Raw genomic sequence first — 18,756 nt, 5'->3', positions numbered from 1 at the left:
TACGCACAGATTTCGCAATACGCGCTGGTGCCGGCGGCCGGCGCGCGACAGGAGGTTGCCCGATCTCCTGCCGAATAACGGCCGAGTGGCTGCAATTTTTTATCTTGACGGAGGCAACATGGAATTCCAGATGCTGGAAACCGAAACCAACGGCACCATCATCAAGGTGATCGGAGTCGGTGGCGCTGGCGGCAATGCCGTTCAGCACATGATCAACAAAGGCGTGCAAGGCGTCGACTTCATCGTGATGAACACGGACGCGCAGGCTCTGTCGCGTTCGCGCGCGTCGTCGGTGATCCAGCTCGGCAACACCGGTCTTGGCGCTGGCGCCAAGCCGGAAATGGGCCGCGCCGCAGCAGAAGAAGCACGTGAGCGTATCGCAGACGCATTGCGCGGCGCACACATGGTGTTCATCACCGCAGGCATGGGTGGCGGCACGGGCACGGGGGCAGCTCCGGTCGTGGCGCAGATCGCCAAGGAAATGGGTATTTTGACTGTTGGCGTGGTCAGCAAGCCGTTCGAATTCGAAGGCGGCAAGCGCATGCGTGTAGCAGAAGCTGGATCGCAGCAACTGGAGGATCACGTCGACTCGCTGATCGTCGTTCTGAACGACAAGCTGTTCGAGGTGATGGGCGATGACGCCGAGATGGACAAGTGCTTCCAGTGCGCGGACGACGTTCTGAACAACGCAGTTGCCGGTATCGCTGAAATCATCAACGTCGACGGTCTGGTGAACGTCGACTTCGAAGACGTGAAGACGGTAATGGGCGAGCAGGGCAAGGCGATGATGGGCACGGCGACGGTTGCCGGCGTCGATCGCGCGCGTCTGGCTGCCGAGCAGGCTGTTGCCAGCCCGCTGCTGGAAGGCGTGGACCTGTCGGGCGCACGTGGCGTGCTGGTCAACATCACGTCGAGCCGTTCGCTGCGTCTGTCGGAAACCCGCGAAGTGATGAACACCATCAAGAGCTACGCGGCGGAAGACGCAACGGTGATTTTCGGCGCGGTATACGATGATGCAATGGGCGACGCGCTGCGCGTGACGGTGGTGGCAACGGGTCTGGGCCGTGCTGCGAAGAAGCAGCAATCGGCTCCGATGACGCTGCTGCGTACCGGTACGGACAACCAGCCGGTTGGTGCAATGCAGCACGGGCACGCTCCGCAACATTACGCAAGCACGGCAGACTACGGCGCGCTGGATACGCCGGCAGTGTGGCGCACTTCGCGTGACACGGCGGCATCGCACGTGCAGGCGCTGCAGGAAAAAGGCGTCGATACGTACGATATCCCGGCATTCCTGCGCAAGCAGGCGGACTGACGCATACGAGCAGGCTTTCGCTGCGGCACGTGAATTGCGTGCGAGCAGGGAATGCACGAGCGTGGCGAGTGGACGGCAAAGCAGGCCGCGGTTTCTCCGGAAACGCGGCAAGGACAGGTGCCCCCTTCGGATTCGCGAAGCGGATGGGGCGGCTGTCGCTGGCAGATGCGGCCGGCAGGTAGCGCAAAAGTTGGGGCAGGTGCGCGACTGCACGATTCACTGCGGCACGACGACGTGCGGGCATGCTCCGCATTGACGTGAAGGACTGAGCCATGATTAAGGTGGGTGAAAAGCTACCCGGCGCAACCGTCTTTGAGTTAATCGAAGAGGAGCGTGCGGGCTGCACGATCGGACCGAACAGCTTCGACGTGCGCGAGCAGACGGCGGGTAAGTGCGTGGTGATCTTTGGATTGCCGGGCGCGTTCACGCCGACCTGTTCGGCCAAGCATGTACCGGGTTATGTCGAGCATGCCGAGCAGTTGCGCGCTGCCGGCATCGATGAAATCTGGTGCGTGTCCGTCAACGACGCGTTCGTCATGGGCGCGTGGGGACGCGATCAGCACACCTCGGGCAAGGTGCGCATGATGGCGGACGGTAGTGCGGCTTTCACGCGGGCGCTCGGTCTGGAGCAGGACCTGTCGGCGCGCGGCATGGGGATTCGTTCCCAGCGCTACGCGATGGTGGTCGACGACGGCGTGGTCAAGACGCTGAACGTCGAGGCACCCGGCAAGTTCGAAGTCAGCGATGCGGGCAGTATCCTCGCCACGTTGAGCTAGTACAGGGTGCCAAACGGCCTTTTCCCGGCGTTACGTTGTGCCGGGGCAACGGCCAGAAGGCATTCATGTGACAAGCCGTAACGCGGGCTGATGACCGGAAACGCCTCCGTTCCGGGACATCGGCCCGTCACGCTTTACCCTCTGGGTAATGTAGAGAAACAGATTGATACCTCCTCGGAAATCACGTTTCCCAGGGTAATGGAGTATACTTCGCGCTATGGAATAAAAAGTCCCGATTGGGATTTTCAATCGAACAGAAGATCACCATGTTGAAGCAGCGCACTATCAAATCGATTGTCAAGACTGTCGGCATCGGCGTTCACTCCGGCCGTAAGGTCGAATTGACGCTCCGCCCGGCCGCTCCTGACACCGGCATCGTGTTCACGCGTGTGGACTTGCCGACTCCCGTTGAGATTCCGGCGGCCACGACGTCGATCGGCGACACACGTCTGGCGTCTGTGCTCCAGAAGGACGGCGTGCGCGTCTCGACCATCGAACATTTGATGTCGGCCTGCGCGGGCCTCGGTATCGACAATCTGTACGTTGACGTTACCGCCGAAGAAATTCCGATCATGGACGGCAGCGCCGCCACGTTCGTGTTTCTGATTCAGTCGGTGGGTGTCGAGGAGCAGAATGCCGCGAAGAAATTCATCAAGGTCACGAAGCCGGTCGAAATCATTGACGGCGACAAGTTTGCCCGTCTGGACCCGTTTTTCGGCTTCAAGCTCAAATTCACCATCGATTTTCGTCACCCGGCGGTCGACAAGACCGGCCAGGCGCTGGAAGTGGACTTTGCGCATACGTCGTACGTGCGTGACATCGCACGGGCCCGTACCTTCGGTTATGCGCATGAAGTGGAAATGCTGCGCGAACTGGGCCTTGCCCGCGGCGCCAGCATGGACAACGCCATCGCACTGGACGAATACCGCATCCTCAACAACGACGGCTTGCGCTACGACGACGAGTTCGTGAAGCACAAGATGCTCGACGCGATTGGCGACCTGTATGTGGTCGGCCATCCGTTGCTCGCCTCGTACACGGCGTACAAGTCGGGCCACGGCCTGAACAACGCGCTGCTGCGCGAACTGCTGAAGCACGAAGACGCATACGAAATCGTCACGTTTGAAGATACGCAAAAGGCCCCGCGTGGCTTTGCGTTCGATACGCAGACGGCATTTGCCTGATTCCTTCCGCCAGCGACCCGCTGCGTGATGCAGTGCGGTCGGGTTTGGCTCTCAGGTAGAAAAAATAAGCGGCCCCTTGGGCCGCTTATTTTTTGCTCTCGCGATTCCGTAGATGCCGGGCCGCCATCCTCGCGAGCGCGGCCTGCAACGGCGATGGCGCGAGCGACTCGCTCAGCGCATGCAAGGCATCGGCGCCTGCCGGGGTCATGCGCGCCTGTTTGACGGGCGGCGGCTCTTTTACCGCCTGCGGACGCACGCGGATTCTCAGGGAATTGACCGACCAGCCGCGCTGCTGCAGATCGGACAATAGCCGTGGCTCAAGATGCCGCAAACGCGCCGCTAGCGCGTTATGCGCGGCAAAAAGTGCCAGTACGCCATCCTTGATAAAACCCGGTTCAACGCTCGAACCCAAATAATCCGGCAACAATTCGCGTAGATCCTTCTCGAGCGAGGCGATCTGCTCCACACCGGCGCGCAGGGCGGCAAACGCATCCGTGCGCTTGAGCACTTCGGAGACCGGTTGCGGGCGGCGCGTGTTGAACTGCCTGGGCGGCGGCCTTGAAAACGACGGGGAGCGGCTCATGTAGGATAGTAGGGCGTGGTCGCACACAATGTGCGCTCACGCCGGGATTGTACCGCGCGGGATGTGCCCCGGGCCGGGCTCATTGAGGCTCTGGCCGGAGCTCTACACGCTATCCCTACGTCGCGCCTGTGACACAGGCGCGCTCTGGGGCGCGTGCTAAAATGCCCGATTCGAATTCACTCTTGGACTAAGCCGCCGAGGCACTTCCGACCCCGGACCGGCATGCGATCAAACCGCATGCCGTGAACCAGCCGAAGCCGCGACGCAGACACCGATCCGATGACCACCGGTTTTCTACAAAAGATTTTTGGCAGCCGCAACCAGCGGCTAGTCAAGCAATATCAAAAGACCGTCGCGGCGATCAATGCGCTCGAACCGCAGATCGAGCAATTGACGGATGACGAACTGCGCGCCAAAACGGGTGAATTCCGCCAGCGCATCGCCAGCGGCGAGTCGCTCGACAAACTGCTGCCGGAGGCCTTCGCGGTGTGCCGGGAGGCGAGCAAGCGCGTCCTGAAAATGCGCCACTTCGACGTCCAGCTGATCGGCGGAATGGTGTTGCATTACGGCAAGATCGGCGAAATGCGCACCGGCGAAGGCAAAACGCTCGTCGCTACGCTGCCGGTCTACCTGAATGCGCTGACCGGGCGCGGCGTCCACGTCGTGACGGTGAACGATTACCTCGCGCAACGCGACGCCGAATGGATGGCGCGCCTGTATAACTTCCTCGGTCTGTCAGTCGGCATCAACCTGTCGCAGATGGACCATGGCATGAAGCAGCAGGCCTACGGCGCGGATATCACCTACGGCACGAACAACGAATTCGGCTTCGACTACCTGCGCGACAACATGGTCTACGAGACCGATGCGCGGGTGCAGCGGTCGTTGAATTTTGCGGTCGTCGACGAAGTGGACTCGATCCTGATCGACGAAGCGCGTACGCCGCTGATCATCTCCGGTCAGGCTGAAGACCACACCGAGCTGTATGTGCGCATGAATGCGCTGCCGCCGCTGCTCGAGCGTCAGATCGGCGAGGAAAAGGCGGATGGTACGGGCGTCGAAAAGCCGGGCGACTACACGCTGGACGAGAAAGGCCGTCAGGTGTTCCTGACGGAATCGGGCCACGAAAAGGCCGAGCGCCTGCTCTCCGAGTGGGGCCTGATCGGCGAAGGCGAAAGCCTCTACGCGCCCCAGAACATCACGCTGATGCACCACGTGTACGCCGCCTTGCGTGCGCACACGCTGTTCTACAAAGATCAGCATTACGTGGTGCAGAACGGCGAAGTCGTGATCGTCGACGAGTTCACCGGCCGTCTGATGTCGGGTCGCCGCTGGTCGGATGGCCTGCACCAGGCCGTCGAGGCGAAGGAACACGTCAAGATCCAGAGCGAAAACCAGACGCTCGCATCGATCACGTTCCAGAACTACTTCCGGATGTACGCGAAGTTGTCGGGCATGACCGGCACGGCGGACACGGAAGCGTACGAATTCAACGAGATCTACGGGCTGGAAACGGTCGTGATCCCGACGAACCGTCCGTCCCGGCGGGTCGACAAGCAGGATCAGATCTACAAGACGGCCAAGGAGCGCTACGACGCGGTGATTCGCGACATCCGCGATTGCTACGAGCGCGGCCAGCCGGTGCTGGTCGGCACCACGTCGATCGAAAACTCCGAACTGCTGTCGCATCTGCTCAAGCAGACCGGTTTGCCGCACGAAGTGCTGAACGCCAAGCAGCACGCGCGGGAAGCCGAGATCGTCGCGGAAGCGGGCCGTCCGAAGCGCGTGACCATCGCCACCAACATGGCCGGTCGCGGTACCGACATCGTGCTGGGCGGCAACGCCGAGAAGCAGGCTGCATTTATCGAAGCCGACCCGGCTATCCCGTCGGACGAGAAGGAACGCCGCATCCAGAAGCTGCACGACGAGTGGCAGGCACTGCACGATCAGGTGAAGGCCGCGGGCGGTCTGCACATCATCGGCACCGAACGTCACGAATCGCGCCGGATCGACAACCAGTTGCGCGGCCGTGCCGGCCGTCAGGGTGACCCGGGTTCGTCGCGCTTCTATCTGTCGCTGGAAGATCCGCTGCTGCGTATTTTCGCCGGCGACCGCGTGCGCGCCATCATGGATCGCCTGAAGATGCCGGAAGGCGAGGCGATCGAAGCGGGCATCGTCACGCGCTCGATCGAATCGGCGCAGCGCAAGGTCGAGGCACGCAACTTCGATATTCGTAAGCAGTTGCTCGAATACGACGATGTATCGAACGATCAGCGCAAGGTGATCTACCAGCAGCGCAATGAGTTGCTCGAGGCGAATGACATCACGGAAACCATCGGCGCCATGCGCCATGGCGTGATCACCGACATCGTCCATCAGTTCGTGCCGGCCGGCAGTATCGAAGAACAGTGGGACGTGCCCGAGCTCGAAGAAGTGCTGCGCAAAGAGTGGCAGCTCGATCTCGCCATTCAGGAAATGATCAACGAATCGTCTTCGATCAATGTGGACGAGATTCTCGAAGCCGTGATCGCCGCGGCGGACGAAGCGTACGAATCGAAGGTGACGCTGGTTGGCCGCGAGTCCTTCAGCAACTTCGAACGCTCCATCTTGCTGCAAACGCTGGATCGGAACTGGCGCGAACACCTCGCCGCGCTCGACCACCTGCGTCAGGGTATCCATCTGCGCGGTTATGCGCAGAAGAATCCGAAGCAGGAATACAAGCGCGAAGCGTTCGAATTGTTTGCTGCGATGCTGGACGATGTGAAGCTCAGCGTCACGCGCACGGTGATGAACGTGCAGATCGAATCGCGGGAACAACTGGAACAGGCTGCCGAGGATTTCGAAGAGCAGGGTAGCCACCTCGAGAATGTCGAGTTCCGACATGCCGAAGTTGTGGAAGCCGCTGCGCCTGTAGCGGCTGAAGTGGCGACCGCCGCCATGATCGGCGACGCGATGAGCCACAGCGGAGCGCGTGCAACGGCCGAGCCGTTTGCAGACAACGTGCCGAAGGTGGGCCGTAACGACCCTTGCCCCTGCGGCAGCGGCAAGAAGTACAAGCAGTGCCACGGCAAGATTGCTTGAGATTGACCCAGCGGCGCGCCTCGAGCGCGCCGCATCGTTTTACCCAGCGTTTTGCTGGTGACTCCGCGGTGGTGCGTCGCACGTCGTTCCACCCCATTGTGATTTCCGATGCCGGCTCTATGCCGGCATTTTCAACTTAGACAGGTCGCGACCATGGCTGTCAATTTCCCCTCGATCGATCCCGCTCAACTCCATCCCGTCGCCGGCGTCACGCTAGGCTGGGCTGAAGCGAACATTCGTAAGCCGAACCGCAAGGACGTGCTGGTCATTTCCGTTGAAGAAGGCGCGACGGTTGGCGGCGTGTTCACGTCGAACCGGTTTTGCGCGGCGCCTGTCACGGTGTGCCGCGAGCATCTGGACCACGTTCGCGCGGGCGGCAAGGCGATTCGGGCGCTGGTAATCAATACCGGTAACGCGAATGCAGGCACTGGCGAGCCGGGCCTCGCGCATGCTCGCGAGACTTGCGTCGAACTGGCGCGTCTGACCGGCGTCGCCCCCGAGCAGGTGCTGCCGTTCTCGACCGGCGTGATTCTCGAACCGTTGCCGGTGGACCGCCTGAAGGCTGGCCTGCCCGCTGCGCTGGAGAATCGCCGGGCCGCGCACTGGTACGAGGCGGCGCAGTCCATCATGACCACCGACACGCTGGCGAAAGCAGCCTCGCGCCAGGTGACGATCGACGGCCACACGGTGACGATGACCGGTATCAGCAAGGGCGCCGGCATGATCAAGCCGAATATGGCGACCATGCTGGGCTTCCTCGCGTTCGACGCAGCGGTTTCGCAGCCGGTGCTCGATGCGCTGGTCAAGCATGTCGCGGATCGCTCGTTCAATTGCATCACGATCGACGGCGATACGTCGACCAACGACTCGTTCATCCTGATCGCCTCGGGCAAGTCGAGCCTGCCGGCGGTCACGAGCACCGATTCGCCCGCTTACGCGACACTGCGCGATGCGGTGACCGAGGTCGCGCAGACACTGGCTCAACTGATTGTGCGTGACGGCGAAGGTGCCACCAAGTTCATGACGGTGCAGGTCGAAGGCGGTGCGAACGTGGCCGAATGCCGCCAGATCGCGTATGCGATCGGTCATTCGCCGCTGGTCAAGACGGCGTTCTACGCCTCGGACCCGAACCTTGGACGGATCCTCGCGGCAATTGGTTATGCGGGCGTGACAGATCTCGATGTCGGCAAGATCGACCTGTATCTGGACGACGTGCTGGTCGCCAAGGCAGGCGGGCGCAATCCGGAGTACCGTGAGGAAGACGGGCAGCGCGTGATGAAGAAGGCCGAGATCCTGATTCGCGTGGTACTCGGTCGCGGCGACGCGCATGCCACGATCTGGACGTGCGATCTGTCGCATGAATACGTGAGCATCAACGCCGACTATCGCTCGTAAGCCAGTATCCGATCAGCCTAAATTTTCGTCATGGATAAACTCGAACAGTTTCTGACTCGTGCCGAAGCATTGCTCGGCCGCCTGGAAGCCGTGCTTCCGCCTGCTACGCCCGACGTCGACTGGTCGGCAGCGGTCGCCTTCCGCTGGCGCAAGCGCCAGGGGCGTGGCTACCTGCAGCCGGTGCCGGCCATCTCGGACATCACGCTCGACGATCTGCAGAACATCGACCGCCAGAAAGGGCTGATCGAGCAGAACACACGTCAGTTCGTGCGCAAGCAGCCCGCCAACAACGTGCTGCTGACAGGCGCGCGCGGCACCGGCAAGTCTTCGCTGATCAAGGCCTGCCTGAACGCTTTCGCAAAAGACGGGCTGCGCCTGATCGAAGTAGACAAGGACGACCTGCACGACCTGGGCGATATCGTCGACCTGATCTCGGAGCGCCCGGAGCGCTTCGTCGTGTTCTGCGATGACCTGTCGTTCGAGGATGGCGAGTCGGGCTACAAGGCGCTGAAGGTAGCGCTCGACGGCTCGGTGGCGGCCCAGTCCGATAACGTGCTGATCTATGCCACGTCGAACCGCCGCCATCTGTTGCCCGAGTACATGAGTGACAACGAGACGTACAAGCACACGTCCGATGGCGAGATTCACCCGGGTGAAGTGGTCGAAGAAAAGATCTCTCTGTCGGAGCGCTTCGGCCTGTGGGTCAGCTTTTATCCGTTCAAGCAGGACGACTATCTGGCGATCGTCGGGCACTGGCTGCAGCATTTTGGCTGCGCCGCCGCTGAGATCGAATCGGCGCGCGGCGATGCACTGGTGTGGGCGCTCGAACGCGGTTCGCGCTCGGGACGTGTGGCGTGGCAGTTTGCGCGCGACTGGTCAGGCCGGAAGTCGCAGGCATGACGGACGCTACCAACACCACTCACGCGCCTGCTGCGAACCCAACTGGCCGCCCTGTCACCGAAGTGGCGGTCGGCGTGCTGGTGCAGCCCGATGGGCGCTATCTGCTCGCGCAACGGCCGGCGGGGAAGCCCTACGAAGGTTATTGGGAATTTCCGGGCGGCAAGCTGGAGCCGGGTGAATCAGTTGAAGCGGCGCTGGCCCGTGAACTGCACGAGGAACTGGGCATCGAGGTCAAGGCGAGCCATCGCTGGCATACGCTTGAGCACGACTATCCGCATGCCTATGTGCGGCTTTATTTCTGCAAGGTGACACAGTGGACAGGTGATCCGCATGGCCGCGAGGGGCAGGCGTTTGTCTGGCAATCGCTGCCTGCGGAAGTGTCGCCGCTGCTGCCCGCGACCATTCCAGTGCTGGAGTGGCTTGCTGCGGAATAACGGCGTGGCGCGCAAGACGCTGGGAAATGCGTCGACGCAACTCGGCACTCAGTGCGGGTTGTAGTCGCCGCTCGGTTCGTCGTCTGAAGGCGCTTCTTCGTCAGTGCCGCCGATCTTGTATTTCTCGGCGGCCCACGCACCGAGGTCGATCTGCTTGCAACGGTCGGAGCAGAACGGGCGGAAGCGGTTTTCAGGCGTCCAGAGGACTTCCTTTGCGCAGGTTGGGCATTTAACGACAGTAATCATTCGGTCAGGCAATCAATCGCAAACGGGACAAGTTTCTAATATAGGGGCATTTTCGCTGTTTGAAAGGCGGCCCCACAAGCACAGCCGAGACCATCACGTTACAGGCTGCAGAGCGTAAGCTGGAACGGCACGTCGACATCAACGGCGCGCGGCCGCAGATCGCCATCCTGCACGGTGAAGCGTACCCACAGCATGTACTTGTTGGCACTTGCCTCGGGAATGACCCGCAGCTCGGGCTGAACCCGCACCTGCATCAACTGGTACGAGCGGCCAGACAACATCTGCTGGTAGCTGCCCTGCATCGCCATCACCTTCGACGCCTGACCCGATTCACGCGCCAGACGCAGAACGATGGTCGCTGCATCGCGCAACGGCAGAAGCGGAGTGACCCATTTGGCGATGTCCTGGCGACGCTGATCCGGGTGAGTTTGCTGCCAGGCGTAGTAAGACGGCAGGTCAAATTTGCAGGTGCCGCCCGGGATGATTGCACGGCTGCGGATACTCGCGAGCCATTCATTGTCTGCAAGATGCTGGCCAGTCTTGCCCTGCATCTGGGACAGTCCTGACAGCGTCTGTTCGATCTCGCCCAGTACGGCCTCAAGGGCATTCTGCTCGATGCCCGGATTGCCGCGGAACGGTGCGAGCGTTTGCCGTTGCCGCTCGAGTTCCTTCATCAGATCCGACTTCAGATCCGCGCGACCCGCGACCTCAGAGATTTCGAACAATGTCGTCAGCGCGACATGATGTTCCCTGGCGTCTTCCTGAGTCAGAAAGAACGTGAAGCGCTCGAACAGGTCTTCGAGGCGCAATAGCGTCCGGATTCGCTCGTTGAAGGGATACTCGTAAAGGATCAAGCGGGCTCGCCTCGGGCGTGGTCGGTGACGGGAATGCAGAACATTCTAATGCCGTGCGACTACCCTAGCAATCACACACTTTTTTGGTGCGCTTTTGCGAGTTTCTCTCCGTGTTTTGCGATTGTTTGAATGCGCCCTCTGTTCTTTATTGCGACAGGACTGAACTGTCGCGAGGGGCCATCTCCCGTGCCGTTGATCTGGCTCACGCGCTGGCGAGCGACAGGTACAAAGCGTGCTGCGCCTCGACCTGCCAGGTGAGTTCATCTATCGAGGTGTTGCTGTCGTTCACGACGACGTCGTCGGCCGCGGCGAGACGCGCCTCGCGGGTTGCCTGACGGGCGATGATGGCAAGCACCTGTTCGCGGCCGAAGGCGTTGCGGCGCATCACACGCGAGACCTGGGTTTCGACGCTGCAGTCCACGGTCAATATACGGTCCACACGTGTTTTCCAGGCGCCCGATTCGACCAGCAGCGGCACCACCATCATGACGTAGGGTCCGCTGGCCGCGTTTCTCGCACGCTCGGTTTCGGCGCGGATCAACGGGTGCGTGATGCCTTCAAGACGCCGACGCGCCTGCTCGTCGCTAAAGATCAGCGCGCGCATGCGGGCGCGATCCATGGAACCGTCCGCTGCTACGAACGCGGCACCGAACTCGCTGGCGATCTGCGGCATCGCGACGCCGTTCGGCGCGGTGATCTGATGAGCAATCAGATCGGTATCGACGATTGCCACACCGTTCGTCGCGAACAGGTCCGCGACAGTGGATTTGCCGCTGCCGATGCCGCCTGTCAGTCCCACAGCAAACATGCGTCAGCCTCCGAGTGCGAGATAGAGCGGGGAGCCGAGAAACAGGGTGATCGCGCCGCCGGCCGCGAGAAACGGACCGAACGGCAACGGTTCTTCGAAGCGCATCCGCCCGCGCCACGTAGCGGCAAGCCCCACGACTGCGCCGGTCACCGCGGCGATCAACACGATCTGCGGCAACGCGGCCCAGCCGAGCCACGCGCCGAGTGCGGCGAGCAGCTTGAAGTCTCCGTAACCCATGCCTTCGATGCCGCGCACGAGCTTGAATACCCAGTGGACTACCCACAGTACAAGATAGCCCGCAATCGCGCCGGCGACCGCACTATGCAGGCTGGCGAACATGCCGTTGAAATTGACGATCAGCCCGGCCCATAGCAGCGGCAGCGTCAGCGAGTCGGGCAGCAGGTGCGTGTCGATGTCTATCGCGCTCGTGGCAAGCAGCGCGGCGCACAAACCGAACGCGGCGAGTGCCATCGTGGTAGGACCGAACACGCTCAGGGCTCCCGCGGCGCAGGCAGCGCTAGCGATCTCGATTAACGGATAGCGTATCGACACGTGGGCCTTGCACGCGGAACATCGCCCGCGCAACAACACGTAGCTCACCACCGGGATGTTTTCCCACGCGCGCAGTACGTGTCCGCAGTGCGGGCACGCGCTGCGCGGCAGCCACAGGTTGTAGCGCGCCGGCAGGCCATCGTCCACTGGCGGCTGGTCGGTGGTGCCGCTGACTTCGTCGTGCCATGCACGCTCGAGCATGATGGGCAGGCGATGCGCCACCACGCTCAGAAAGCTGCCGATGACCAGCCCGAAAACGACGGCGAAGGTGAATTGCAGGCCGGCCGGCAAGATGCCAAAGCTGGCGCCGAAGCCGGCCGCAACATGGCCATGAAGCGCGCTGAAGGAAGTGTCTGACACGGTTGCGTAGTTAGCCGGCATGGCAAAAGAGTGGGATTCGGCTGCGATGCTACACCACGTTGCCGAGTTGAATGATGGGAAGATACATCGCAATCACAAGGCCGCCGACCAGCGTCCCCAGCACGATGATCACCAGCGGTTCGCACAGGCTGGCAAGTGTGCCGATCTTTTCGTCGACCTGACGATCGCTGAGTGACGCCACGTCGATCAGCATCGCGTCCAATGCACCGGACTCCTCTGCGACGGCAACCGGCTGAACCACTTCGGGCGGAAAGCAATGTACCGCGCGCATCGCCGCGGCCAGGCGTTCGCCGCGCCGCAGGCGGGCGGCGATGTCGACGGTGGCGCGATCGAACCACGCGTTGCCGGTGGCGTGCGTGAGCGAGTCGAACGCGTCGGCGAGTGGCGTGCCGGCGGACAGCAGGGTGCCGAGTGCGCGGCTCCAGCGGGCGGCACATAGCGTGGCCAGCAGTGGGCCAGCTATGGGCAATCTTAGCGACAGTCGGCCAAGCGTCATCCGCGCTGCTTCCGAACGACGCAGCAGGTAGGACAGGGCGGCACCGGCCGTCACTGCGCATGCTAGTGCGGGCACGCTCCAGCGTGCTGCGCCGGCGGATAGCGCTATCACGATCTGCGTCGGCACCGGCAAGCGCGCGCCGAAGCCGTCGAAGATCTGCTTGAAGGTTGGCACGACCCAGACCAGTAGTGCTGCCGTGATAGCGAGCGCCAGCAACAGGATCGCGACCGGATAGGTCAGCGCCGCCTTTACTTTGGCGCGTTGTGCGGCGCCGCGTTCGCGGTCGTCCGCGACGCGAGCCAACACGGCAGGCAGCGCGCCGGCCGCTTCACCGACCGCGACCAGCTGGCAATACAGCGCGCTGAATTGCGCCGGATGCCGCGCCAGCGCCGCGGAGAAACTCAGGCCGCCGGTGATGTCGCGCGCCAAGGCACCGACGATCCGCGACATGCCGCGCTGACGGGGCGCAGGTGCGTGCGCCAGCAGATCGAGCGAAGGTGCGAGCGGCAATCCGGCGCGCAGCAGGCTTGCGAGCTGGCGCGTGAACCTCGTCACGTCAGCCGCGCGAGCTTTGGGACGCGGCGCCGGCCCAAGCGCCTTGATCTCGACGACGAACAGCTTGTCGCGCTTGAGCACGGCCCGGACGGCGTCCGTGTCTGGCGCAATCAGCGTGCCGCTATGCTGCGTGCCGGTTGCGTCGACGCCGCGCCATGCAAAACGCACGTCGAGCATTTCGGTGTCGGAGGATGCACGATTCATCATCGTTATGCGACCTCGGTAGCGCTCAGGGCTTCGGCGAGACTGGTCGTACCGTCCCGCACGCGCGCTAGCGCGGCATCGCGCAGCGTGGTTACGCGCTCAGTGTGAGTAAGGCGGGCGAGCGCATGGGTGCCCGCGCTTGCAACGATCAGCTCGCGCATCGCGTCCGACACCGGCATGACCTGGTGAATGCCGATGCGCCCGCGGTAGCCGATACCGTGACATGCTTCGCAGCCCTTCGCTTCGTAAGGGCACCAACCGTCGAGTTGATCATCGGCGAAGCCGGCCGCATTCAAGGCCGTTGCCGATTGCGGCGCCGGCGCCCGGCACGCTACGCACAGTCGCCGCACGAGGCGTTGCGCTGTGACCATCCGCAGCGCCGCGGCGAGGTTGTACGGCTCGACGCCGATATCGATCAGGCGAGCGATGGCAGCGGGCGCGTCGTTGGTGTGCAGCGTGGAGAGCACGAGGTGGCCGGTCTGCGCGGCCTTGACGGAGACGTCCGCGGTCTCTTCATCGCGAATCTCGCCAACCATGATCACATCCGGATCCTGGCGCAGGAAGGCGCGTAGCGCGACGGCGAACGTGAGGCCGGCCTTCTCGCGTACGCTGACCTGATTGATGCCGGCCAGCTGGATTTCAGCGGGGTCTTCGACGGAGCAGACATTGCGTGATTCAGCGTTCAGCATCTGCAGGAAGCAGTACAGCGAGAGTGTCTTGCCGCTGCCGGTTGGACCGGTCACGAGCACTAGTCCATGCGGTGCGCCGATGGCCGCTTCGAGCGCAAGGCGCTGAGCGGGATCGAGCCCGAGCGAATCGAGCGAGAGCGTCGTGGGTAGAGCGTCGAGCCGGCGTAGCACTAGCTTTTCGCCGAATAGCGTGGGCAGAGAGTTCACCCGATAGTCTTCGAAGCGCCCCGGGCTCGTCGCAATGCGCAGGCGGCCGTCCTGCGGAATCCGTCGTTCGGCAATGTCCATGCGCGCCAGGACCTTCACGCGCGTGATGAACGCGTCGCGCAGATGCGCGGGTGGTTGCGCGATGGCATGCAGCACGCCATCGATTCGCAGACGCATCCGCCAACCCTGTTCGGCCGGCTCGATATGCAGGTCGGATGCATTGCGGCGCGTGGCTTCCCGCAGCGTCTCGTTCAGCAGACGGACGGCGGGGGTGTTGTCGGCATCGGCAAGGGCGGGTGCGGGGTTGCGGCTGGGGGCGTCCTCGCGGGTTGCCCCGGCGAACGGCCTGACCCCTGACGGTTGAGATGGCGCAGGCGGTGTGGATATGGCCGACCCAGCGACCGCCTCGGCTTCAGTCGCGAGGGCACGGTGCGATACGTTGCCCGCGGCAACAAGATTCGCCGCGTGATGCTTGATACCCGCCGGCGCGGAACGGTAAGAGGATGACATCGGAAACCGGCTGGAGCCGCCTGTAGAACACAACGACTCCATCATCCATTACGCCGGTCACGGCCGCTATTCAGCCGGATGGCCAGGCGTGCCTCACGCCTCTCCGGTCAGGCGTCGCGGCGCCTTGCTCTTCGCCCCCGAGCGTGAACCTGGCTTAAATATCTTGACGGTGCGAACCGCCTGATCGTCACTGCGCATCACCTCGAGTTTGATCTCGCCGATCTGCACGCACACATCGCCGTCGGGGATTTCCTCGAGTACTTCCAGAATCAACCCATTGAGCGTTTTTGGCCCGTCGGTCGGCAGCGTCAACTGTAGCCAACGGTTCAGCTCGCGCAACGGCATGCTGCCCGCGACGATGCACTCGCCTTCCTCGTTCCAGCCGCCGCGCGAGTTTGCGCCTCGCGGAATTGACGTGGTGAACTCGCCGATCAGCTCCTCGATGATGTCTTCCGGCGTGACCAGACCCTGCAGTTCGCCATATTCGTTGACGACCAGTGCCGTACGGTGACGGCTTTCCTGAAAATACTGCAACTGCTGGAACACCGGTGTGCCGCTCGGCACGAAATAGGGCTCGGCGAGCAGTTCGCGCAACGTCTCCCGCTCCAGTTCCTGGTTGTGTAGCGCTGACAGTGTCTTGCGTACATGCAGCACGCCGAGCACGCGGTCGATGTCGCCCTGATAGACGATCAGCTTGTTGTGATAGCAGGTCTCGAGCTGATGCAGGATCTGCTCGAACGGCGCGTCGAAATCGAGCGCCTCGATCCGGCGGCGCGGAATCATCACGTCGTCGACGGAGATGTTTTCCAGATCGAACAGGTTCAACAGGATGCTGCGGTGCTTGGTCGGCATGAAGCTGCCAGACTCGAGCACGATGGTCCGCAGTTCCTCAGTCGAAAGCCGCTGATCGTGCGCGCCTTTGGTATTGATACGCAGGATGCGCAGGATGGTGTTGGCGAACAGGTTGACGAACCAGACAATCGGCCTGGTCGCGCGCATCAGCGGTGCGATCAGCAGGCTCGCCGGCAGTGCGATCTTTTCCGGAAAGGTGGCGCCGACAATTTTCGGCGTGATCTCCGCGAACACGATGATCAGGAATGCGACGATGCCGGTTGCGATGGACAGCACCAGATTGTTGCGCCCGAACGTATGCAGCGCGACCGAGGTGGTGAGCACCGGGATGATCGTATTGAACAGATTGTTGCCGATCAGGATCACGCTCAGCAACTCGTCGGTGTGCGCGAGCAGCCCTTGCGTGGTTTTGGCGCCGAGTGCGCCCTGATTGGAGAGATGCTTCAGGCGGTGGCGGTTGAGTGCCATCATCGCCGTTTCGGAGATGGAAAAGAAACTGGAACAGATAAGCAGCAGGACGACGGCGCCTATCTGCGCCCATAAGGGTAGTTGTTCCACGTGTCGCGAACTGGTAGGGGGCCGGGATGGAAAGAATATAGCAGAGGGGATCGTGCGTGCCTTCCTGGCCAAAAGGCATAGGGACAACAAGGCTAGAAGCGCACGACGATTGCGCAAACGACAGGCGAAAAAAAACCGCACAACATTGCGCGGTTTTTTCAAAATCTGGTCGGGGTGAGAGGATTCGAACCTCCGGCCTCTACGTCCCGAACGTAGCGCTCTACCAGGCTAAGCTACACCCCGATTTGTACTGCTGGATACTGCCAACTCGATTCAGACTGATTCGGCGTTTAAGTCCCGTTTAGGACTGTCTCGCCGTCGAGTAAGAACATAATTCTAGCAGGCTCTCTTTAAAAATGGAATCCGGGAACGAAGAAATTGCTGCAGCCGCGGCCTGGGCTTCCTGTTTCGCGCATTCCAGCGTGTGATCCAGCGCGCCGGAGCGGGTGATCGCCTCGAAAATGGTATCGAAACGGTCCGTGCCGCCTTGCTCGATCGCCTCGCGCGCGAGCGCCGACTGCTCCGGCGTGCCGCGTTCGATCAGATAGATGAGCGGCAGTGTGGGCTTGCCTTCGCGCAGATCGTCCCCGGCATTCTTACCCATGGATTCGGCCGTGCCGGTGTAGTCGAGCCAGTCGTCCATAATCTGGAAGGCGGTGCCGATGCGCCGGCCAAATTCTGCAGCCGCGGCTTCGGTGGTCGCATCCGAGCCTGCCAGCACCGCACCGAGCTGGGCCGCCGCCTCGAACAGTTTGGCCGTCTTGTAGCGGATCACCTGCATGTAGCGCGCTTCGTCCACGTCGGCGTCATGCATGTTGAGCAGTTGCAGGACCTCGCCTTCGGAGATGATATTGGTCGCCTCCGAGAGAATCTCCATGACCCTCATTTTGCCGACCCCGACCATCATCTGGAACGAGCGCGAGTACAGGAAATCGCCCACCAGCACGCTTGCCGCGTTGCCGAACAGGGCGTTCGCCGTCTGACGGCCGCGCCGCAGGTCGGATTCATCGACCACGTCGTCGTGCAGCAGGGTGGCCGTATGGATGAATTCGACCACCGCGGCCAGTTCGTGCCGGTGCCCCGTCGTCTCACCAAGCGCGCCGGCCACCAGCAACAGCAGCGCGGGCCGCAGGCGTTTGCCGCCGGCGCTGATGATGTACTCGGAAATCTGGTTGATCAGCATCACCTCGGACGCCAGGCGGTGCCGGATGACGCGGTTCACCTGCTCCATGTCTTCGGCGATCGGAGCGAGCAGGCTGGCGGCGTTGGGAGAGGGGGTGGCAGTCGACGACATGATGGCTGAATTGGGTAGTGCCGCGAATTATAAGGCGAATCGCGACAGTTCCGGGCCGCAGCCTGCGGGATCGAAGCACGGCGCCCCGTCCGGCCGGGCTCTGCGAAGCCTTGCGGCGCCGGTCAATGAGTTTTGACCACGCAGCTAACTCTATGTATAATCACGGGTTTCCGCGCGTGGTGCGTAGGAAAAATGAACACAGAGTGAGGTTCTCAATGTACGCGGTCATAAAAACCGGTGGCAAGCAGTATAAAGTTGCCGTCGGCGAAAAACTTAAAGTAGAACAGATACCGGCAGACATTGACGCTGAAATCACGCTCGACCAGGTTCTCGCAGTGGGCGAAGGCGAATCGATTAAGTTCGGTACGCCGCTGGTCAGTGGGGCTTCCGTCAAGGCTACCGTCGTGTCGCAAGGTCGTCACGCGAAAGTGACCATCTTCAAGATGCGTCGCCGGAAGCACTACCAGAAGCATGGCGGCCACCGCCAGAACTACACCGAACTGCGCATCGACGCGATCAACGCGTAAGCGCACCGGTTAAGGAGCTATCAAATGGCACACAAAAAGGCAGGCGGATCGTCACGTAACGGCCGCGACTCCGAGTCGAAGCGTCTCGGCGTGAAGGTTTACGGCGGTCAAGCCATCAACGCTGGCGGCATCATCGTACGTCAACGCGGCACGCGTATGCACCCGGGCGAAAACGTCGGCATCGGCAAGGATCACACCTTGTTCGCGCTGACGGACGGCCACGTCAAGTTCACGACGAAGGGCGCAGCGAAGAAGCAAACGGTCAACGTAGTCCCGGCAGCAGCCTGAGTTTATTCAGGCACGGGCTTCAGGACCGGAACAAAGGCCCCGCGAAGTTAGCGGGGCCTTTTTCATT

18 protein-coding genes and 1 tRNA gene are annotated in these 18,756 nt (G+C 62.1%); 9 read left to right on the top strand and 10 right to left on the bottom strand.

Annotated features, from left to right (window positions below; all coding sequences use genetic code 11):
* Positions 1-118 precede the first annotated feature (118 nt).
* The 3 genes from ftsZ (at position 119) to lpxC (ending at position 3,275) form a co-directional block, all read left to right on the top strand.
* Positions 119-1,315, top strand: coding sequence for a cell division protein FtsZ (ftsZ, locus tag BUS06_RS00755; RefSeq protein ID WP_074262552.1), 1,197 nt, complete (start codon positions 119-121; stop codon positions 1,313-1,315).
* 272 nt (positions 1,316-1,587) lie between these two features.
* Positions 1,588-2,091, top strand: coding sequence for a peroxiredoxin (locus BUS06_RS00750; protein WP_074262551.1), 504 nt, complete (start codon positions 1,588-1,590; stop codon positions 2,089-2,091).
* Between the two features lie 266 nt (positions 2,092-2,357).
* Positions 2,358-3,275: a UDP-3-O-acyl-N-acetylglucosamine deacetylase gene (lpxC, locus tag BUS06_RS00745; RefSeq protein WP_074265844.1), complete on the top strand. Its 918-nt coding sequence runs from the start codon at positions 2,358-2,360 to the stop codon at positions 3,273-3,275.
* An 85-nt stretch (positions 3,276-3,360) separates the two neighbouring features.
* Here the strand turns inward: lpxC and BUS06_RS00740 are convergent, their stop codons facing one another.
* Positions 3,361-3,858: a DciA family protein gene (locus BUS06_RS00740; protein WP_074262550.1), complete on the bottom strand. Its 498-nt coding sequence runs from the start codon at positions 3,856-3,858 to the stop codon at positions 3,361-3,363.
* Positions 3,859-4,137: 279 nt separating this feature from the next.
* Between BUS06_RS00740 and secA the strand changes: the two genes are divergently transcribed.
* The 4 genes from secA to BUS06_RS00720 all read left to right on the top strand — a co-directional run bounded on the left by secA (position 4,138) and on the right by BUS06_RS00720 (position 9,668).
* Positions 4,138-6,939 (top strand): preprotein translocase subunit SecA, encoded by a 2,802-nt coding sequence (secA, locus tag BUS06_RS00735; RefSeq protein WP_074262549.1) that lies wholly within the window; start codon positions 4,138-4,140, stop codon positions 6,937-6,939.
* A gap of 153 nt (positions 6,940-7,092) precedes the next feature.
* Positions 7,093-8,334, top strand: a complete 1,242-nt coding sequence (gene argJ, locus BUS06_RS00730) for a bifunctional glutamate N-acetyltransferase/amino-acid acetyltransferase ArgJ (protein ID WP_074262548.1) — start codon at positions 7,093-7,095, stop codon at positions 8,332-8,334.
* 30 nt (positions 8,335-8,364) lie between these two features.
* On the top strand, positions 8,365-9,234 hold the full coding sequence (locus tag BUS06_RS00725; RefSeq protein ID WP_074262547.1) for an ATP-binding protein: 870 nt from the start codon (positions 8,365-8,367) through the stop codon (positions 9,232-9,234).
* Positions 9,231-9,668 carry an NUDIX domain-containing protein gene (locus BUS06_RS00720; protein ID WP_074262546.1) on the top strand — a complete coding sequence of 146 codons (438 nt, stop codon included), beginning with the start codon at positions 9,231-9,233 and terminating at the stop codon, positions 9,666-9,668. Before BUS06_RS00725 ends, BUS06_RS00720 begins: the two co-directional genes overlap by 4 nt.
* A 48-nt stretch (positions 9,669-9,716) precedes the next feature.
* On the opposite strand, the gene yacG is transcribed toward BUS06_RS00720, so the two are convergent.
* From yacG to BUS06_RS00675, 9 genes are all read right to left on the bottom strand, one after another.
* Positions 9,717-9,914 carry a DNA gyrase inhibitor YacG gene (yacG, locus tag BUS06_RS00715; RefSeq protein WP_074262545.1) on the bottom strand — a complete coding sequence of 66 codons (198 nt, stop codon included), beginning with the start codon at positions 9,912-9,914 and terminating at the stop codon, positions 9,717-9,719.
* Between the two features lie 98 nt (positions 9,915-10,012).
* Entirely contained in the window at positions 10,013-10,768 is a 756-nt protein-coding gene (gene zapD, locus BUS06_RS00710) for a cell division protein ZapD (protein WP_074262544.1), read from the bottom strand.
* 202 nt (positions 10,769-10,970) lie between these two features.
* The gene (gene coaE / locus BUS06_RS00705) at positions 10,971-11,576 is read right to left on the bottom strand and encodes a dephospho-CoA kinase (protein WP_074262543.1); all 606 of its coding nucleotides are present in this window, start codon (positions 11,574-11,576) and stop codon (positions 10,971-10,973) included.
* 3 nt (positions 11,577-11,579) lie between these two features.
* A complete protein-coding gene (locus BUS06_RS00700) occupies positions 11,580-12,509 on the bottom strand; it encodes a prepilin peptidase (protein WP_074262542.1) in 930 nt (309 codons plus the stop codon).
* Positions 12,510-12,537: 28 nt separating this feature from the next.
* The gene (locus tag BUS06_RS00695; protein WP_143787563.1) at positions 12,538-13,764 is read right to left on the bottom strand and encodes a type II secretion system F family protein; all 1,227 of its coding nucleotides are present in this window, start codon (positions 13,762-13,764) and stop codon (positions 12,538-12,540) included.
* 5 nt (positions 13,765-13,769) lie between these two features.
* A complete protein-coding gene (locus BUS06_RS00690; RefSeq protein WP_254368713.1) occupies positions 13,770-15,170 on the bottom strand; it encodes a GspE/PulE family protein in 1,401 nt (466 codons plus the stop codon).
* 93 nt (positions 15,171-15,263) lie between these two features.
* Positions 15,264-16,580, bottom strand: a complete 1,317-nt coding sequence (locus BUS06_RS00685; RefSeq protein ID WP_074262540.1) for an HlyC/CorC family transporter — start codon at positions 16,578-16,580, stop codon at positions 15,264-15,266.
* A gap of 166 nt (positions 16,581-16,746) precedes the next feature.
* Positions 16,747-16,823 (bottom strand) — tRNA-Pro (locus BUS06_RS00680).
* 58 nt (positions 16,824-16,881) lie between these two features.
* Positions 16,882-17,874 (bottom strand): polyprenyl synthetase family protein, encoded by a 993-nt coding sequence (locus tag BUS06_RS00675; RefSeq protein WP_074262539.1) that lies wholly within the window; start codon positions 17,872-17,874, stop codon positions 16,882-16,884.
* A gap of 215 nt (positions 17,875-18,089) precedes the next feature.
* On the opposite strand from BUS06_RS00675, the gene rplU reads away from it, so the two are divergent.
* Both rplU and rpmA read left to right on the top strand, forming a co-directional pair.
* Positions 18,090-18,401 carry a 50S ribosomal protein L21 gene (gene rplU / locus BUS06_RS00665; protein WP_007180329.1) on the top strand — a complete coding sequence of 104 codons (312 nt, stop codon included), beginning with the start codon at positions 18,090-18,092 and terminating at the stop codon, positions 18,399-18,401.
* A 24-nt stretch (positions 18,402-18,425) separates the two neighbouring features.
* Entirely contained in the window at positions 18,426-18,689 is a 264-nt protein-coding gene (gene rpmA / locus BUS06_RS00660) for a 50S ribosomal protein L27 (RefSeq protein ID WP_074262538.1), read from the top strand.
* Positions 18,690-18,756 lie beyond the last annotated feature (67 nt).

Origin of the sequence: Paraburkholderia phenazinium (assembly GCF_900141745.1) — a bacterium.
Lineage (GTDB): Bacteria > Pseudomonadota > Gammaproteobacteria > Burkholderiales > Burkholderiaceae > Paraburkholderia > Paraburkholderia phenazinium_B.
Note: the sequence above shows the minus strand (reverse complement) of the source record. Positions and strands in the feature narration are given on the sequence as shown.

What these genes read in the sequence shown, in the direction of transcription:
- ftsZ (WP_074262552.1), top strand. Translation starts at nt 119, where the DNA reads ATGGAATTCCAGATGCTGGAAACCGAAACCAACGGCACCATCATCAAG.
- BUS06_RS00750 (WP_074262551.1), top strand. Translation starts at nt 1,588, where the DNA reads ATGATTAAGGTGGGTGAAAAGCTACCCGGCGCAACCGTCTTTGAGTTA.
- lpxC (WP_074265844.1), top strand. Translation starts at nt 2,358, where the DNA reads ATGTTGAAGCAGCGCACTATCAAATCGATTGTCAAGACTGTCGGCATC.
- BUS06_RS00740 (WP_074262550.1), bottom strand. Translation starts at nt 3,858, where the DNA reads ATGAGCCGCTCCCCGTCGTTTTCAAGGCCGCCGCCCAGGCAGTTCAAC.
- secA (WP_074262549.1), top strand. Translation starts at nt 4,138, where the DNA reads ATGACCACCGGTTTTCTACAAAAGATTTTTGGCAGCCGCAACCAGCGG.
- argJ (WP_074262548.1), top strand. Translation starts at nt 7,093, where the DNA reads ATGGCTGTCAATTTCCCCTCGATCGATCCCGCTCAACTCCATCCCGTC.
- BUS06_RS00725 (WP_074262547.1), top strand. Translation starts at nt 8,365, where the DNA reads ATGGATAAACTCGAACAGTTTCTGACTCGTGCCGAAGCATTGCTCGGC.
- BUS06_RS00720 (WP_074262546.1), top strand. Translation starts at nt 9,231, where the DNA reads ATGACGGACGCTACCAACACCACTCACGCGCCTGCTGCGAACCCAACT.
- yacG (WP_074262545.1), bottom strand. Translation starts at nt 9,914, where the DNA reads ATGATTACTGTCGTTAAATGCCCAACCTGCGCAAAGGAAGTCCTCTGG.
- coaE (WP_074262543.1), bottom strand. Translation starts at nt 11,576, where the DNA reads ATGTTTGCTGTGGGACTGACAGGCGGCATCGGCAGCGGCAAATCCACT.
- BUS06_RS00700 (WP_074262542.1), bottom strand. Translation starts at nt 12,509, where the DNA reads ATGCCGGCTAACTACGCAACCGTGTCAGACACTTCCTTCAGCGCGCTT.
- BUS06_RS00695 (WP_143787563.1), bottom strand. Translation starts at nt 13,764, where the DNA reads ATGAATCGTGCATCCTCCGACACCGAAATGCTCGACGTGCGTTTTGCA.
- BUS06_RS00690 (WP_254368713.1), bottom strand. Translation starts at nt 15,170, where the DNA reads ATGTCATCCTCTTACCGTTCCGCGCCGGCGGGTATCAAGCATCACGCG.
- BUS06_RS00675 (WP_074262539.1), bottom strand. Translation starts at nt 17,874, where the DNA reads ATGTCGTCGACTGCCACCCCCTCTCCCAACGCCGCCAGCCTGCTCGCT.
- rplU (WP_007180329.1), top strand. Translation starts at nt 18,090, where the DNA reads ATGTACGCGGTCATAAAAACCGGTGGCAAGCAGTATAAAGTTGCCGTC.
- rpmA (WP_074262538.1), top strand. Translation starts at nt 18,426, where the DNA reads ATGGCACACAAAAAGGCAGGCGGATCGTCACGTAACGGCCGCGACTCC.